The sequence below is a fragment of the Agrobacterium bohemicum genome (assembly GCF_001562555.1).
In the GTDB taxonomy this organism is placed as follows: Bacteria; Pseudomonadota; Alphaproteobacteria; order Rhizobiales; family Rhizobiaceae; genus Agrobacterium; species Agrobacterium bohemicum.
Window position 1 is genome coordinate 401,693 of the sequence record NZ_KQ961023.1, and the last position, 14,884, is coordinate 416,576.

General features: G+C 56.8%; 11 protein-coding genes and 2 tRNA genes. 8 read left to right on the forward strand and 5 right to left on the reverse strand.

All coding sequences use genetic code 11. The features are described from left to right. Nucleotides 1-26: 26 nt before the first annotated feature. The 3 genes from ATO67_RS01905 (at nt 27) to ATO67_RS01915 (ending at nt 4,064) form a co-directional block, all read left to right on the forward strand. On the forward strand, nt 27-1,445 hold the full coding sequence (locus ATO67_RS01905) for an aminotransferase-like domain-containing protein (RefSeq protein ID WP_067643519.1): 1,419 nt from the start codon (nt 27-29) through the stop codon (nt 1,443-1,445). A gap of 135 nt (nt 1,446-1,580) precedes the next feature. After that, entirely contained in the window at nt 1,581-3,815 is a 2,235-nt protein-coding gene (gene purL, locus ATO67_RS01910) for a phosphoribosylformylglycinamidine synthase subunit PurL (RefSeq protein WP_067643521.1), read from the forward strand. Between the two features lie 15 nt (nt 3,816-3,830). Then, a complete protein-coding gene (locus tag ATO67_RS01915) occupies nt 3,831-4,064 on the forward strand; it encodes a BolA family protein (protein ID WP_062449602.1) in 234 nt (77 codons plus the stop codon). A gap of 50 nt (nt 4,065-4,114) precedes the next feature. Here the strand turns inward: ATO67_RS01915 and ATO67_RS01920 are convergent, their stop codons facing one another. Next, complete coding sequence (locus tag ATO67_RS01920) at nt 4,115-5,263, reverse strand: hypothetical protein (RefSeq protein WP_067643523.1); 1,149 nt, start codon at nt 5,261-5,263, stop codon at nt 4,115-4,117. A 450-nt stretch (nt 5,264-5,713) separates the two neighbouring features. Next, a tRNA-Leu gene (locus ATO67_RS01930) sits at nt 5,714-5,798 on the reverse strand. A 187-nt stretch (nt 5,799-5,985) separates the two neighbouring features. Here ATO67_RS01930 and lipB point away from each other — a divergent pair. Both lipB and ATO67_RS01940 read left to right on the forward strand, forming a co-directional pair. Further along, nucleotides 5,986-6,720 carry a lipoyl(octanoyl) transferase LipB gene (gene lipB / locus ATO67_RS01935; protein ID WP_067643528.1) on the forward strand — a complete coding sequence of 245 codons (735 nt, stop codon included), beginning with the start codon at nt 5,986-5,988 and terminating at the stop codon, nt 6,718-6,720. Nucleotides 6,721-6,826: 106 nt separating this feature from the next. Then, on the forward strand, nt 6,827-7,891 hold the full coding sequence (locus tag ATO67_RS01940; protein WP_067643530.1) for an NAD(P)-dependent alcohol dehydrogenase: 1,065 nt from the start codon (nt 6,827-6,829) through the stop codon (nt 7,889-7,891). 134 nt (nt 7,892-8,025) lie between these two features. Here the strand turns inward: ATO67_RS01940 and ATO67_RS01945 are convergent, their stop codons facing one another. Continuing rightward, nucleotides 8,026-8,238, reverse strand: a complete 213-nt coding sequence (locus ATO67_RS01945) for a hypothetical protein (RefSeq protein ID WP_067643531.1) — start codon at nt 8,236-8,238, stop codon at nt 8,026-8,028. 187 nt (nt 8,239-8,425) lie between these two features. On the opposite strand from ATO67_RS01945, the gene ATO67_RS22765 reads away from it, so the two are divergent. Then, nucleotides 8,426-8,626, forward strand: a complete 201-nt coding sequence (locus tag ATO67_RS22765) for a hypothetical protein (RefSeq protein WP_158667335.1) — start codon at nt 8,426-8,428, stop codon at nt 8,624-8,626. A gap of 231 nt (nt 8,627-8,857) precedes the next feature. Here ATO67_RS22765 and ATO67_RS01955 read toward each other — a convergent pair. Then, a tRNA-Lys gene (locus tag ATO67_RS01955) sits at nt 8,858-8,933 on the reverse strand. A 161-nt stretch (nt 8,934-9,094) separates the two neighbouring features. Next, the gene (locus tag ATO67_RS01960) at nt 9,095-9,346 is read right to left on the reverse strand and encodes a GlsB/YeaQ/YmgE family stress response membrane protein (RefSeq protein ID WP_045230352.1); all 252 of its coding nucleotides are present in this window, start codon (nt 9,344-9,346) and stop codon (nt 9,095-9,097) included. A gap of 157 nt (nt 9,347-9,503) precedes the next feature. Here ATO67_RS01960 and ATO67_RS01965 point away from each other — a divergent pair, with 157 nt between their 5' ends. Together ATO67_RS01965 and ATO67_RS01970 are read left to right on the forward strand one after the other, a co-directional pair. Beyond that, nucleotides 9,504-12,077: a mechanosensitive ion channel family protein gene (locus ATO67_RS01965; RefSeq protein WP_082760115.1), complete on the forward strand. Its 2,574-nt coding sequence runs from the start codon at nt 9,504-9,506 to the stop codon at nt 12,075-12,077. A 167-nt stretch (nt 12,078-12,244) separates the two neighbouring features. Further along, the gene (locus tag ATO67_RS01970) at nt 12,245-14,758 is read left to right on the forward strand and encodes a GcvT family protein (RefSeq protein WP_067643535.1); all 2,514 of its coding nucleotides are present in this window, start codon (nt 12,245-12,247) and stop codon (nt 14,756-14,758) included. Nucleotides 14,759-14,884: the final 126 nt, after the last annotated feature.

The window sequence follows — 14,884 nt, forward strand, 5'->3', positions numbered from 1 at the left end:
ATGAATACAATGTAGAAATTGTCACCATGACAAATTGGATACCAAACCTCGCCGATGGTACAAGCCCGCTTTACATCCGGCTCGCTGACCAGATCGAAGCTGCGATTTCGGACGGCGTCCTTGCCGCTGGCGCAAAACTACCGCCTCAGCGAAATCTCGCTTTCGATCTAGGGGTGACAATCGGTACAATCAGCCGCGCTTATTCGCTCATTCACGAGCGTGGTTTGGTTAGCGGTGAAGTTGGACGCGGAACCTATGTGAATGCCAGCCAGACACCCAGCCCGGCCGCCAAGCCAGAACGAGCAGCCGCATCCTTCGGCGGCACGCGGCCTACTTCCGATACACCAAACAAGTTTCGCCTAAACACGACGGCTGCGCCTGATATCGGTCAAAACCTATTGATCGACCGGCATATCTCCGAGATCGTCAAGGAATGCTCGCTGCAGATCACCGACTATGCGCGGGCATTTCCGCAGGAATGGGCGCAGGCCGGTGTACGCTGGCTGAGCCAGGGCGGCTGGTCGCCCACGGGGGACAGCATTGTCCCTACCCTCGGCGCTCATGCGGCCATCATGGGTGTCATTACGGCCATGACATCGCCAGGCGATCGGATCGTTTTTGAGCCCGTCACCTATTCTCAGATTGCTAGAGCCGCGATTTTGGCCGGACGCCGCGCGTCTTTGGTGGAAAGCGATGAGCAGGGTATCATCCCTGAAGACTTCGAGCGGGTCTGCGCGCAGCAGCATCCGAAGATGATTTTCCTCATGCCGACGGGTCAAAACCCCACCTGCGCGACGCTTCCCGAAGATCGCCGCCGTACCATTGCCGATATCGCCCGCCGGTACAATGTCTGGATCATAGAAGATAACCTCTACGGCGCGATGGTCATCGACCAGCCGCCGATGATCGCTGAATTCGCGCCTGACCTCACTTTTGTCGTCGGCGGCTTGTCGAAATCCGTTTCGGCTGGCGTGCGTGGCGGCTGGGTGGCCTGCCCATCGAACTTCGCCTCGCGCATCCGCATTTCCCACGCCATGATGACCGGCGGCCTGCCATTCCTGCTGGCTGAACTCTGCGCCCGTATGGTCAATAGCGGCGATGCGCATGACATACGCAGCAACGTCACCGAAGAGATCAATGCGCGTGAGCAGATTGCCCGCAGCGCCTTTGCGGATTTCGAATTCAATTCGATGCCTGATATTCCTTTCCTGTGGCTCAAATTACCGGAACCTTGGCTATCAGGTACGTTCCGCAGTGCGGCCATGAAGGAAGGCATCCTCATAGATGACGAGGATGAGTTCAAAGCCGGGCGATCGGAAAAAATCTATCACCGGGTACGCATCAGTTTTTCCGCCCCCAAAACCCGCGACGAGCTTACCGAAGCCTTCGGCATACTACGACAACTGCTGGACAATGGCTCTGCCGGCTATGAAGGCGTAGCCTGACACGCGAGACAAGCTATGAAAATTGGGTTAAAGGCCGATTTTGCGGGGTACTCAGGACATTTTCCTGTCGCACGATGCCGTCTCTTGCGATAAAGAACCGGAAACTCCCGTACCGGCTCGAACCCCGTGAGACCTATGACACTTCCAAATCATATCCAGATCACCCCGGAACTCATTGCATCCCATGGGCTGAAGCCCGATGAATACCAGCGTATCCTCGACCTCATCGGACGCGAGCCGAGCTTTACCGAGCTTGGCATTTTCTCCGCGATGTGGAACGAGCACTGCTCCTACAAATCGTCCAAGAAGTGGCTGAAGACCCTGCCGACGACGGGTCCGCGCGTCATTCAGGGCCCTGGCGAAAACGCAGGCGTTGTGGATATCGATGACGGCGACGTCGTCGTCTTCAAAATGGAAAGCCACAACCACCCATCCTACATCGAGCCGTACCAGGGCGCAGCAACCGGCGTCGGCGGCATCCTGCGCGATGTCTTCACCATGGGTGCGCGCCCAATCGCCGCCATGAACGCGCTGCGCTTCGGCTCGCCGGATCATCCGAAAACCCGCCACCTCGTAGCTGGCGTCGTTGCCGGCGTCGGTGGCTACGGTAATTCCTTCGGCGTTCCGACAGTCGGTGGCGAAGTCGAGTTTGACGCGCGCTACAACGGCAACATTCTCGTCAACGCTTTTGCAGCGGGTCTCGCTAAGTCAGACGCGATTTTCTTGTCGGAAGCCAAAGGCGTTGGCCTGCCGGTCGTTTATCTCGGCGCAAAGACAGGCCGTGACGGCGTCGGCGGTGCGACCATGGCGTCGGCCGAGTTCGACGAATCCATCGAAGAAAAGCGTCCTACCGTTCAGGTCGGCGACCCCTTCACCGAAAAGTGCCTGCTGGAAGCCTGCCTTGAACTGATGAAGACGGGCGCCGTCATCGCCATTCAGGACATGGGCGCCGCTGGCCTTACCTGCTCTGCCGTCGAAATGGGTGCCAAGGGCGACCTCGGCATCGAACTCAACCTTGATCAGGTTCCGGTTCGCGAAGAACGCATGACCGCATACGAAATGATGCTGTCGGAAAGCCAGGAGCGTATGCTCATGGTTCTCGAGCCTTCCAAGGAAGAGGTCGCCAAGGCGATCTTCGTCAAATGGGGTCTGGACTTCGCCATCGTCGGCAAGACGACCGACGACCTGCGCTTCCGCGTTCTGCACAATGGCGAAGAAGTCGCCAACCTGCCGATCAAGGAACTGGGCGACGAAGCCCCCGAATATGACCGCCCATGGACGTCTGCCAAGGTGCCAGCACCTTTGGCGAAAGATGATGTGCCGGAAGCCGATATCGCCGACGCGCTTCTGAAGCTCGTCGGTTCTGCCAACAACTCGTCGCGTCGCTGGGTTTATGAGCAGTATGATACGCTAATCCAGGGAAATTCCTTGCAACTACCGGGCGGTGACGCCGGTGTTGTCCGCGTCGAGGGGCATGACAAGAAGGCGCTGGCTTTCTCCTCTGACGTTACCCCGCGCTATGTTGAGGCAGACGCCTTCGAAGGCGGCAAACAGGCCGTTGCCGAATGCTGGCGCAACATCACCGCAACTGGCGCGCTGCCGCTGGCCGCCACCGATAACCTGAACTTCGGCAATCCGGAAAAGCCTGAAATCATGAGCCAGCTCGTCCATGCCATCAAGGGCATTGGCGAAGCCTGCCTCGCTCTGGAATTCCCGATCGTCTCCGGCAACGTCTCGCTTTACAACGAAACCAACGGTCAGGCGATCCTGCCCACGCCAACCATTGGTGGCGTCGGCCTGATGGCCGATTGGGGCAAGATGGCCCGCATTCGCTTCGCAGCCAGCGATGAGGTCATTCTTCTCGCGGGCGCTCCGGAGGGGCTGGGCTCACACATCGCGCAGTCTGTCTATATGCGCGATGTCCATGGCCGCACCGATGGCCCTGCGCCGCATGTGGATCTGGCCCACGAAAAGAAGACCGGCGATTTCGTCCGCGCCATCATCACCGGTGGCCTGACCAGCGCAGTCCACGATTGCTCGTCCGGTGGCCTGGCACTTGCTGTTGCCGAAATGGCGATGGCGTCCGATATCGGTGCCACCGTGGATGCCGTCGAAGGACACAATCCTGTCCTGACATTCTATGGCGAAGATCAGGCCCGTTATGTGTTGACGGTCAGCCAGGAGAACCTTGAAACCGTCACCGCGCAGGCGGCAGCAGAAGGCGTTTCGCTCGTTGCTATCGGCAGGACCGGCGGCTCCTCCGTAAAGCTGGGTACGGCTCGCGCCGTCGAGATTAATGAATTGCGCTCGGCCCATGAATCGTGGTTCCCTCAGTTCATGGATGGCGAGTTTCTCGCCGCTGCAGAATAATCGAGGAGACATACCATGCCAATGAAGCCCGGCGACATTGAGGACATGATTAAGGCCGGAATTCCCGGAGCAAAAGTAACCATTCGTGATCTCGCCGGTGACGGCGATCACTACGCGGCAGAAGTCGTGGCAGAAGCCTTCAAGGGCAAAAGCCGCGTGCAGCAGCACCAGATGGTCTATGACGCACTAAAGGGCAATATGGGCGGCGTTCTGCATGCCCTCGCCTTGCAGACGTCCGCGCCGGAATAACCAAACGTCCTCAAGATCAAAGGCCTGCGCGAAACCTCGCGCGGGCCTTTTTACATTTGTGGCGGCTTGTCGGAGCGCAAGTCCGCGAAGGAGGCGACGGGCAACGGCCCTGCTGTCAGCAACGTGAAATCGAAGCCCGATTTGCGGTCAGAACCCAACACATATTGACGGTGCATGCGCAAAAAATTGCTCTTGTTTTTCCGGTAGCGCTCATCCGATAGCGAATGCTTAAAACGGATCGGCACGATCTTCGGCTGTCCGGCATCACCGTGCCCTGAAAGCTTCGCCGTATGACACTTGTAGAGATGGATGGGGTCGGTCAGGCACTGGATATCGAACCAATTCAGATCGCCATGACGCGCCATGACACCAATGCTCTGGCGCAGCCGCGACGCGCTGGATAGCAGCGCACATTGAAGGGCAGCGCCCCCCAGCGTGACGAACGAGACCTTTCGACTATCGAAGGCATCCGCCTTCAACTCCAGCACCCGGCCAGCAACGGCAAGCGCCAGACTTGCGCCCATGCTGTGGGATACGAACAGAACCTCGTCTGACCTCTGCTCCAGCGCCGTCAGTACGCGATGCGCCTTGTCCTCGATCCAATCCCTCGCCAACGGTTCGTCACGCCCTACCGCGAGCGCAAAACGCCAGTCCGCAAATAGGTGCAGGGTGTGAAACCGCTCCGAAAACGGCATCACGCCTTTTGCGAAGAAGAGGTAGCCAAGCGGAATGGTGAGAAGACAGAAAAGCGTGGAAACACCGATCAGCAGCGGCAGCGCCGCAATCAATAGAGCGGCAGCGATCCCCAGTGAGATGAATAGAAACGGGAATAGAAAAAACAGCCCGAATCGCCAGGCATGGCGGAAATAGGCGAAGGCTCCGCCCTCTCGGATGATGCCTGCACCAGCCTTGAAACCGAGCGCGATCTGTTTCCAGAGGGAAGCCGCGCGTAGCTGTGAAATAAGCGCATTATGATCATGGATGAAGATAGTGGACTGATTTGTATGGCCATCGTGTAGGGCCTCCACCTCCATACGGCTACCCGCTGCCGTTTGAGTGACACCGCCCACCGTGTAAGCGATACCAAATGTCTTGCCCGATTGCGTAGCACTGCGCTCATAGCGACGCTGGTGCGCTGCCGCATCGAGCGGATCGAAACCGGGGAAATAAAAGACGAGTCGCGACGAAACTTTCGTCATGAGAAGCAATCCTAGAGCGGGCAACCCCGAAAGATCGCTTGATGTTGGGTGCCGCACCTATATTATAAATGATGACATTTTATAGGCATGTGAGGCACAGTTGTCGAAAATCGTTGACCAGTTGATCAGTGGCGTCGTGAAAGGCGCAATGTCAGAAATCCTCAAGAAAACAGGTGTGCGACAAACACGGCGAACCAAACGTCGTGCGAAAGCCTCCACGTCAGTTTCAGGCGGCATCTTAGGCAGCATCATCAAAGCCGCCCTAGGCGATAAGGCGACGACTACGCGGAAGCCCAGAACACGTGTTGCGAAGAAACAGGTTAGCAAACGCCGCACCGCAGCAGCTCGAAGCCGCCAGCGTTAACAGGTTGCCGACGCCGGAGAATTCACATCAACAAACGCATGGAACATACTGTTTAAAAAGAAAAAACCCGCCGAAGCGGGTTTCTTTGGTGCGGTCGAGAAGACTCGAACTTCCACGGGTTGCCCCACAGCGACCTCAACGCTGCGCGTCTACCAATTCCGCCACGACCGCATCGTGGTAGAGCCGACTTGCGCCGACGAAGGTGCATGTACCAAAAGCACTTTGGGTGCACAAGAGCGTCATGACAGATTTTTGAAATTAAAAATCTGGCGCGTCGTTCCTATATGAAAGAAGCCCGCAAATGCCGGGCTTGCAGCCTGGAAATCATTCTGCGAGAAGGCTGTGGAAAGGACTTTTCATGCTAACACGCACCGATATCCAGACAGAAATGCTGGCAATTCCCGGCTCACCGCCCGTTCGCTGGCGAATCTCCGATGCGCCTGTGCCTTACGAACAGGCAAGCCAGGAGATGGAACGCGAAGTCGCGGCGATTGCAGATGGCAAAGCCAACGAACTGGTCTGGCTGCTGGAACACCCTCCCCTTTACACTGCGGGCACCAGCGCCAATTCCGCGGACCTGATACAGCCAGACCGCTTTCCAGTATACGCCACCGGGCGCGGCGGTGAGTATACTTACCACGGCCCCGGCCAACGCGTCGTCTACGTCATGCTGGATCTCAAGCGCCGCAAACAGGATGTGCGCGCCTATGTGGCCGCCCTGGAAGACGTCATCATCCGCACACTCGACAAGATGAATGTACGCGGAGAGCGGCGTGAAGACCGTGTTGGTGTGTGGGTACGTCGTCCTGAAAAACCTTTATTGCCGGATGGCGCCGTCAGCGAAGACAAGATTGCGGCGCTCGGCATCCGTCTGCGCAAATGGGTAAGTTTTCATGGTCTGTCGATCAATGTCGATCCTGATCTCTCGCATTTCACCGGCATCGTTCCCTGCGGCATCACGAAATATGGCGTGACCAGTCTTGTCGATCTGGGATTGCCGGTTATGATTGAAGACGTCGATATTTTCTTGCGCCAGGCCTTCGAAGAGGTATTTGGCGCGACGGAAAATGAAGCGGTTCGACACATGGGCTGATGCCCGGCCGCAACCTTCTGTATCGACCGACGTTTCCAACACGCAGACCTGGATATCCATCTAGCTGTCTGCCCCCATCCGATAAACCTAAGACAGGTGACATTTCATGTTCACGACATCAGCCTATGCCTGCGATGATGGCTCCTCCCCGCTGAAACTTTCCACGATAAAGCGCCGTGATCCCGGCCCGCGCGACGTCGAGATCGAGATTGAATTCTGCGGCGTTTGCCATTCGGATATCCACACCGCCCGCGCAGAATGGGCAGGCTCGCTTTTCCCGTGCGTTCCCGGCCACGAAATCGTCGGCCGTGTTGGCCGTGTCGGTGCCGAAGTCACCAAGTTCAAAACAGGCGACCGCGTCGGCGTGGGCTGCATTGTGGATAGCTGCCGCGGCTGTGACAGCTGCGCAGAAGGCCTCGAGCAATATTGCGAAAACGGCATGACCGGCACTTACAACTCACCGGATAAGGCCATGGGCGGCGATGCCCATACGCTCGGCGGTTATTCATCGCATGTGGTCGTAGACGACCGCTATGTGCTGAACATCCCCGAAGGCCTGGACGCTGCTGCAGCAGCGCCACTGCTGTGCGCAGGCATTACCACCTATTCGCCACTGCGCCATTGGAATGCTGGTCCTGGCACCCGTGTAGGCGTGGTCGGCCTCGGTGGTCTCGGCCATATGGCTGTCAAGATCGCCAGCGCCATGGGTGCGACCGTTGTCATGATCACCACCTCCCCCGGCAAAGCAGATGACGCTAAGCGCCTTGGCGCGCATGAAGTCATCGTTTCGAAAGACGCCGAGCAGATGAAGAAGGCTGCCTCCAGCCTCGATCTCATCATCGACGCCGTAGCAGCAGACCATAACATCGACTCCTATCTGGCACTGTTGAAGCGCGATGGTGCGCTGGTGCAGGTCGGGGCGCCTGAAAAGCCGCTCTCCGTCCACGCCTTCAGCCTCATCCCGGGCCGCAAGACTTTTGCAGGTTCCATGATCGGCGGCATTGCCGAGACGCAGGAGATGCTGGATTTCTGTGCTGAAAATGGAATCACTGCCGATATCGAGATGATCAACATCGACCAGATCAACGAAGCCTATGAGCGCATGATCAAGAGCGACGTCCGCTACCGTTTCGTCATCGATATGAACAGCCTGCCCAAACAGGCGGCGTGAACGAATTGAGCTACCCCGAATAAAACAAACCCGCCGAGCGATCGGCGGGTTTTGTGTTTACTGCGTGTTTCACACACGTTTGGATCGACTGGGCGCTTCTGATGAAGCAATCAGGTTCCAGGTGCGGTTTGCCCTCAGGACAGCAGACGGTCTTCCGTGAAGTCGTTTTCAGATACCTGACCGCTGACAAGCGCGACAATGGCCAGAACAGCATGTTTTCGGTCCCAACCTGCACCTTCGGCTTTCTCCAGAAGACCATGAATCGATGGCTCCAAGGCGAATTGGCATTCAGCCTGATAATCCATGGTGTCGACCGAAAGCGACGGGGAATTGATCAAAGCGCGCATTAAAGCACTCCATTCTTTCGCATTGTCCCGCTTCCAACGGCAAAACATGCGTACATTTACACATTCGAAAAGCCAGCCGCGATAAAGCGACAGGCGTTGGATCGAATCCCCCAGCGGCTGCAAAGTCGGCTATATGAATGCTAGTGTCAAGTTCAAGAGGCGCGATGAAACCGTGGAAAAGCCTTGTATGAGCATGAATCTCATCAAAATCCAAAACCTGGCCGGGAAACAACGGAGGGAGCACTACTTCCAGCAGTCCTGTCGCGGTTTCCGTCGCCAGATCAGCATTGCCATGACGAAGAGCGAAAACAGGATGAACCAGGCCAGCGGGAACGCCATGAAAACAGCTGCGTACCCGCAAGCCTCCTCAAGACATGAACGCGACTGACTGGCTTCCGCAACGACAGTGACGGTAAAAGCGGCGACAAGACCACTGACTGCAACTCCCGCGACCAGGATCAATATGTTGGTGACAGCTCTCATGTCACGCACTAAGCAGGAGAATAAGACCGCTTTGCGGAATCCAACGAAATTTTCGACTATAAGAAGATATTTGGGGAGAAGGCGCAACCGCAAAAAGCGGTAAAATTCAACAATGTCAATCTCTTGAAAGAAGATTTGGTGGGTGATGTAGGGCTCGAACCTACGACCCGCTGATTAAGAGTCAGCTGCTCTACCAACTGAGCTAATCACCCGCCGCCGCCGTGTCTGACGGTGTGATTGGCCGTATAAAGAGGATCATTCTGATTGTCCAGCGTGGAAATGAAATTTCTTCAATTTTCATGTTCGAAAAATCAAATCCGCGCTGGAAGAGACTGGAAACGCAGCCTTTTCAATCAGATTGTCTTTTTTGTCCTCAGCGCCGGAACGCTCTTGCGATGGCGATGAGAATGCAAGCACCGACGAAGCCTGCAATGAGATATCCGATCCAGCCCGTCAGGACCACGCCGAATACCGCGAGGATTGCGTTGGCGACAATGGCGCCCACGATCCCCAGAATGATGTTCATGAAAACACCCATATTGCTCTTCATGAACTGTTCAGCGAGCCAACCGGCGATGCCACCGATGATGATTGCGGCTATCCAGCCAATACCAGCAGATTCCATAATTTCCTCCTCGGTTACTGCATCATCATACTTGGCGATTCTGATAGTTTCTTCAAGGTGTCCTGCTGATGCCATTTTCCGGGGCGAAACGCTTGAAACCTTTTGGTCGCCAACTACTTTGGCGCAGTGATTCGGAAAGAGTAGAAGGGCGTTCACGATGACATTCTCCAAACGGCAGGGATGGCTGCTGCCTGTCCTGTTCGCTTTCATGGCTTTGTGGATCATTCCCGCGCAAACGGTTTTGGCGCAAACGCCAGATGCGGTCAGCGAGGATTCGGTTTTGCCGGTCGCGCAGAAGGCAGAAGCCCGACTTGTCAAAGACAAGGCGACTCTCGCCGATATCACCCAGCAGATCGACAACAAGGGCAATGACGACGCCAAGCTTGTCGATCTCAAAGGCAAAGCCGATGATCTCGCGGGCAACGCTGCCGCCACCGTTGCCCACCTTCGAACACGACTGGATGAAATCAGCACACGGGTCACGTCGCTTGGAGAGCCCCCCAAGGATGGCGCCCCTCCCGAGGCCAGCGTCGTCACTGACGAACGCAACAAGCTGAATGCGGAAAAAGCGCAGATTAACGCCGTCCTTGGTGACGCCGAGAACGTTTCGGCAAGCGCATCTCGTCTTTCCAACACCATCACCAATCTTCGTCGCAGTCTTTTTGCCGCCACCCTGTTCAAGCGCACGGAAATCTCGCTGCCGGTTCTGGCGGAAGCGGGAACAGAATTTGTCGGCGAGATTTCGTCGCTCAGCAATTCCCTGACAGGCTGGGCAATCTTCGTGTGGAATTACAAACGCCTATCGATGTTCGGGGCTGTGACACTATCCATCGTGGCGGCACTCCTGTTCATGGTGGGTGGTTACCGCTTTTTGGGACATCGAATGGAGCGGCGGGCGTTTTCGGGCGAGCCGTCCTATCTGCGGCGCTTGTCGGTAGCATTCTGGTCGACCACCGTGCAATCGATGTCCGTCTTCCTGTTCATGTCCGCATCTGCATTTCTTCTCGATAATTTCGGGGTTTTGCGACCGGATATCGCGCCGATCGTTTTCGTGGCGATGTCTGTCATCGCTTTCATCTACTTCGTGTCGCGCCTGACTTATGCGATCTTTTCGCCGACACAGTCTGAATGGCGCCTGCTCAAGGTTTCGACGCGCGGTGCGCATATCATCTCGTCCGCGATGCTCGTGATGGCGCTGGTCAACGGCCTCGACTACCTGTTCAGCACCATCAGTGAAACGCTGAATTCCCCGCTTATCCTCACCGTCGCCAAAAGCTTCGTCGCCTCCATCATCATCGGCATTATTCTGTTTGCCCTGTCTTTCCTCAAGCCGCTGGCCAGCACGGATATCGACGGAGATGGTCGTGACCAACGCATGCCGCGCTGGCTTTCTGCGCTTCTGCGTTTCGGCGGCTTGCTGCTGATTGGTGCTTGTTTGACCGGCTATGTGGGTCTGGCGCGTTTTCTGGCAACGCAGATCGTTTCGACAGGCGCCGTCCTGGCGACCGTCTATATCGGCATCCTCTCTGGCCGTGCCATCTCCAAGCAGGGCATCTTTGCAGAGACGCTCGTCGGACGTTACCTTGGCAGACGATTCGGGCTCGGGCCTGTGCCGCTCGATCAAGCCGGTCTTGCCGCGGGGCTTGGCATTTACTGCGCAGCCCTTGCGTTCGGCGTGCCGCTGGTTCTCTTTTCCTGGGGCTTTCAGCCGGGTGACATCGAAAGCTGGGCCTACCGCCTACTGACGGGTTTCTCCATCGGCAAGACGTCCATCTCGCTGATCAGCATCATCACGGGTATTCTCGTTTTCGTGGTCGGCTATGCGGTGACGCGCTGGTTCCAGAAATGGCTGGACAGAAACGTTATGGCACGGGGCCAGGTGGATGCGGGGGTACGTAACTCCGTTGGTACCGGTATCGGTTATCTCGGCGTCGTGGTTGCCGCCATATTTGGTATTTCGTCGGCGGGTCTCGATCTCTCAAGCCTAGCACTCGTTGCTTCCGCCTTGTCCGTCGGTATCGGTTTCGGTTTGCAGAATATCGTATCGAACTTCGTCTCTGGCCTCATCCTTCTGGTAGAGCGTCCGTTCAAGGTAGGCGACTGGGTGGTGACGGGTACGGTCGAAGGCACCGTCAAGCGCCTTTCAGTACGCGCAACCGAAATCGAGACATTCCGCGGCCAATCGATCATCGTGCCGAACTCGGAATTCATCAACTCCTCCGTCGGCAACTGGACACATCGAAATCGCATCCAGCGGGCGGAAATTCCCGTTTCCGTTTCCTATGACACGGATCCGCAGAGGGTTATGGATATTCTGCTGGAACTGGTGAAGAAGCAGACTCCGGTTCTTCGCAACCCGGAGCCCCATGTAGAGTTCCTGCGCTTCGGAGAATTTGCACTGGACTTCGAACTGCGATTCCATCTGGCCGATCTGAGTCATGGCCTCACCGTCAAGAACAATCTGCGCATGGAAATATTGAAGCGATTCCACCAAGAGGGAATCAGCATTCCCATGAAACAGCGCAATCTGAACATTCATGTCGATGGTGACAGTAATCCTCAGGCGCTGGCAGCTCTCATGGCTGACGAAGGCGACAAGAACCTCGTGTCCCAAACCGCCACCGCCGCCACGCCGAAGCCGGATATGCCCAAGCCAGATGATGTGGATAAACCCGCCAAGGATGCTGAAGTCGAGACAGCAAGAGCCTCCGTGCGCAACCGTAAAGCCTGACGCTCACAACACTTGAAAATCGTCAAAAGGCTCGCCGTCGCGGCGAGCCTTTTGCGTGTCGTAATCAGGCGTTTGGGCGACGGTGCGACATTGCATAGTCTGCGCCATATTGGTTGGAAAAAGTCTGCACAAATGCGGGCAAATATGCCTCAAGGGGAACTTGCATCATGAAGACACATGCGCGGGCGGTGGTGATCGGTGGCGGCGTCGTCGGTGTTTCGACGCTCTATCATCTGGCCAGAAAAGGCTGGAGCGATGCCGTTCTGATTGAGCGTAAGGAACTTACATCAGGCTCCACCTGGCACGCCGCGGGCCTGCTGCCGCTGTTCAACATGAGCTATTCGGTGGGTCAGATCCACAAATACTCGGTGAAATTCTATGAGGAACTTCAAGAAGAAACCGGCATGAATGTCGGCTTCTCCAAAGTCTCCAACATTCGTCTCGCCCGCACCAAAGACCGCTGGGACGAGTATATGTATTACGCCGGTATTGCCGAAACTATCGGCGTCAATTACAAGCTCTTGACACCGGAAGAGGTCAAAGAAATCTGGCCGCTATGCGAGACCGATGGCTTGCTCGGCGCAATCCAGCATCCTGACGACGGCTATATCCAACCCGCAGATCTCACTCAGGCGCTTGCCAAGGGCGCGCGCGACCGTGGGGCCACCATTTACCGCAACACCTCAGTCACCGCGCTGGAGCAGCTTGAGGACGGTCACTGGAAGGTGACGACGGATAAGGGTGAGATCATTGCAGAGCACGTCATTTCCTGTACCGGCAACTTCGCCCGCAAAACCGGCGAAATGGTGGGCATCAACATTCCCGTCATTCCGGTCGAGCATCAGTACATCGTCACCGAACCACATCCAGCCATTCTGGAACGTCGCAAACAAGGCCTGCCGGAAATGGGTGTCCTGCGTGAATCCGATAGCGCATGGTACATGCGCGAAGAGGCAGGCGGCCTCATTCTGGGCCCCTACGAAGTCGGCGCTCCCGTCTGTTATGTCGATGGTCCCTCGGACCAGAGCGAATACGAGCTATTCCAGGAAGAACTCGACCGTCTCATGCCGCATATCGAAGCGGCCATTGCCCGCGTTCCGGCCTTCGGCGAAGTTGGGATCAAGAAAGTCTATAACGGCGCCATTGCTTACACGCCTGACGGCAACCCTATTGTCGGCCCTGCCCCGGGTCTGAAGAATTTTTGGCTGAATGAAGGTCACTCCTTTGGCATTACCGCTGCTGGCGGCGCAGGCTGGCAACTTGCGGAATGGATCGTCGATGGCGAACCGACGCTCGACCTCATGGGCGTCGATCCCCGCCGCTTTGGCCCTTATGCGACCGAAGGCTACCTCATCGCCAAAAACGAAGAGGCCTACGCCAACGTCTTCACCATGCACTATCCGGATGAAGAGCGCTCCGCAGCCCGCCCCTTGAAGACGACCCCAATCTATGACCGACTGAAAAAACTCGGCGGTGTGTTCGGCAGCGTCTATGGTTGGGAGCGCGCCAACTGGTTCGTGCCGGATGGTTACGCTCTGAAGCCGGAGGAGCTTGGCGTTGGTGCCGACGTTCTCACCAACCACAACCACGCGCCCGCGTTGGATGATGGCCGCATCGTTGAAAAATGGTCATTCCGCCGTTCGAACTATTTCGAGCACGTCGGCAATGAGGTGAAACACGTCCACGAAAGTGTCGGCTTACTGGATATGTCCGCCTTCGCAAAAACGGAAGTTTCCGGCCCCGGCGCACGCGCATGGCTCGACAGCATTTTGGCAAATGCCATTCCCAAGAAGCGTGGGCGCATTGCCCTCACCCACCTCCTGACCAAGGATGGTGGCGTGAAGGCTGAATTCACGGTCTATGAGTGGGCACCGGGCCGCTTCTGTCTCGTGTCGGCCGGTGGTCTTGAAACGCATGACCAGGACGTCCTGCGCCGCTTGACACCAACTGATGGCTCGGTTGTCTTGCAGCCGATCACCCAGAAATACGGCGTTCTGGCGCTGGCCGGTCCGAAGTCGCGCGAGGTTTTGAAAAAGCTCACCCGCACGAGCCTCGACAACAAGGATTTCCCGTGGCTGACCGCCAAGGAGATCTCGGTCGGCGTGGCAACGGCCCACGCGTTGCGCGTCAACTTCGTTGGTGAACTTGGCTGGGAACTGCATCACCCTATCGAAATGCAGACCTATATCTTCGACCGCCTGATGGAAGCAGGGGCAGAATTCGGCATCAAACCTTTCGGTATCCGCGCCATGGTCTCCATGTCGCTGGAAAAATCCTACCGCAACATGGGCCGCGAACTGTCGGTGGAATATAACGCCTACACCTCCGGCCTCGACCGCTTTATCAAGCCGGAAAAGCAGTTCATCGGTCGTGACGCGGTGGTCGCTGGCAAGGAAAATGGTCTTAAGTGGATTTTCTCGACGCTTGTGGTGACGGGAAATACCACGGTGGACGCGCGTGGCTCGGAAGCCATCTATGATGCCACAGGCGAGGTCGTCGGCCGTGCCACATCTGGCGGCTTCGGATGGCGCATAGGCAAGTCGCTGGCGCTTGCCATGCTCTCACCGGATCATTCGGCGGTTGGCACAAAGCTCAAGATCAAAATCCTCGGCGATCTCTACGATGCCGAAGTCGTCGTCGAAAGCCCGTTCGACCCGGATAATGCGGTGCTAAGGGCTTAAATTTCGCTCTTCTCATCTCACTGGCGGCGTCAAAACTCTGACGCCGCCTCGTCCACTCTATCCTCGGACATTGCCCGAAGATGACCTCGGATATCTAACGCGACCACCGAAAAAGTTTGGCCTCCG

What these genes read in the sequence shown, in the direction of transcription:
- ATO67_RS22765 (WP_158667335.1), top strand. Translation starts at nt 8,426, where the DNA reads ATGAGCATGAATCTCATCAAAATCCAAAACCTGGCCGGGAAACAACGG.
- ATO67_RS01970 (WP_067643535.1), top strand. Translation starts at nt 12,245, where the DNA reads ATGAAGACACATGCGCGGGCGGTGGTGATCGGTGGCGGCGTCGTCGGT.
- ATO67_RS01960 (WP_045230352.1), bottom strand. Translation starts at nt 9,346, where the DNA reads ATGGAATCTGCTGGTATTGGCTGGATAGCCGCAATCATCATCGGTGGC.
- ATO67_RS01905 (WP_067643519.1), top strand. Translation starts at nt 27, where the DNA reads ATGACAAATTGGATACCAAACCTCGCCGATGGTACAAGCCCGCTTTAC.
- purL (WP_067643521.1), top strand. Translation starts at nt 1,581, where the DNA reads ATGACACTTCCAAATCATATCCAGATCACCCCGGAACTCATTGCATCC.
- ATO67_RS01945 (WP_067643531.1), bottom strand. Translation starts at nt 8,238, where the DNA reads ATGCGCGCTTTGATCAATTCCCCGTCGCTTTCGGTCGACACCATGGAT.
- ATO67_RS01920 (WP_067643523.1), bottom strand. Translation starts at nt 5,263, where the DNA reads ATGACGAAAGTTTCGTCGCGACTCGTCTTTTATTTCCCCGGTTTCGAT.
- ATO67_RS01965 (WP_082760115.1), top strand. Translation starts at nt 9,504, where the DNA reads ATGACATTCTCCAAACGGCAGGGATGGCTGCTGCCTGTCCTGTTCGCT.
- ATO67_RS01915 (WP_062449602.1), top strand. Translation starts at nt 3,831, where the DNA reads ATGCCAATGAAGCCCGGCGACATTGAGGACATGATTAAGGCCGGAATT.
- ATO67_RS01940 (WP_067643530.1), top strand. Translation starts at nt 6,827, where the DNA reads ATGTTCACGACATCAGCCTATGCCTGCGATGATGGCTCCTCCCCGCTG.
- lipB (WP_067643528.1), top strand. Translation starts at nt 5,986, where the DNA reads ATGCTAACACGCACCGATATCCAGACAGAAATGCTGGCAATTCCCGGC.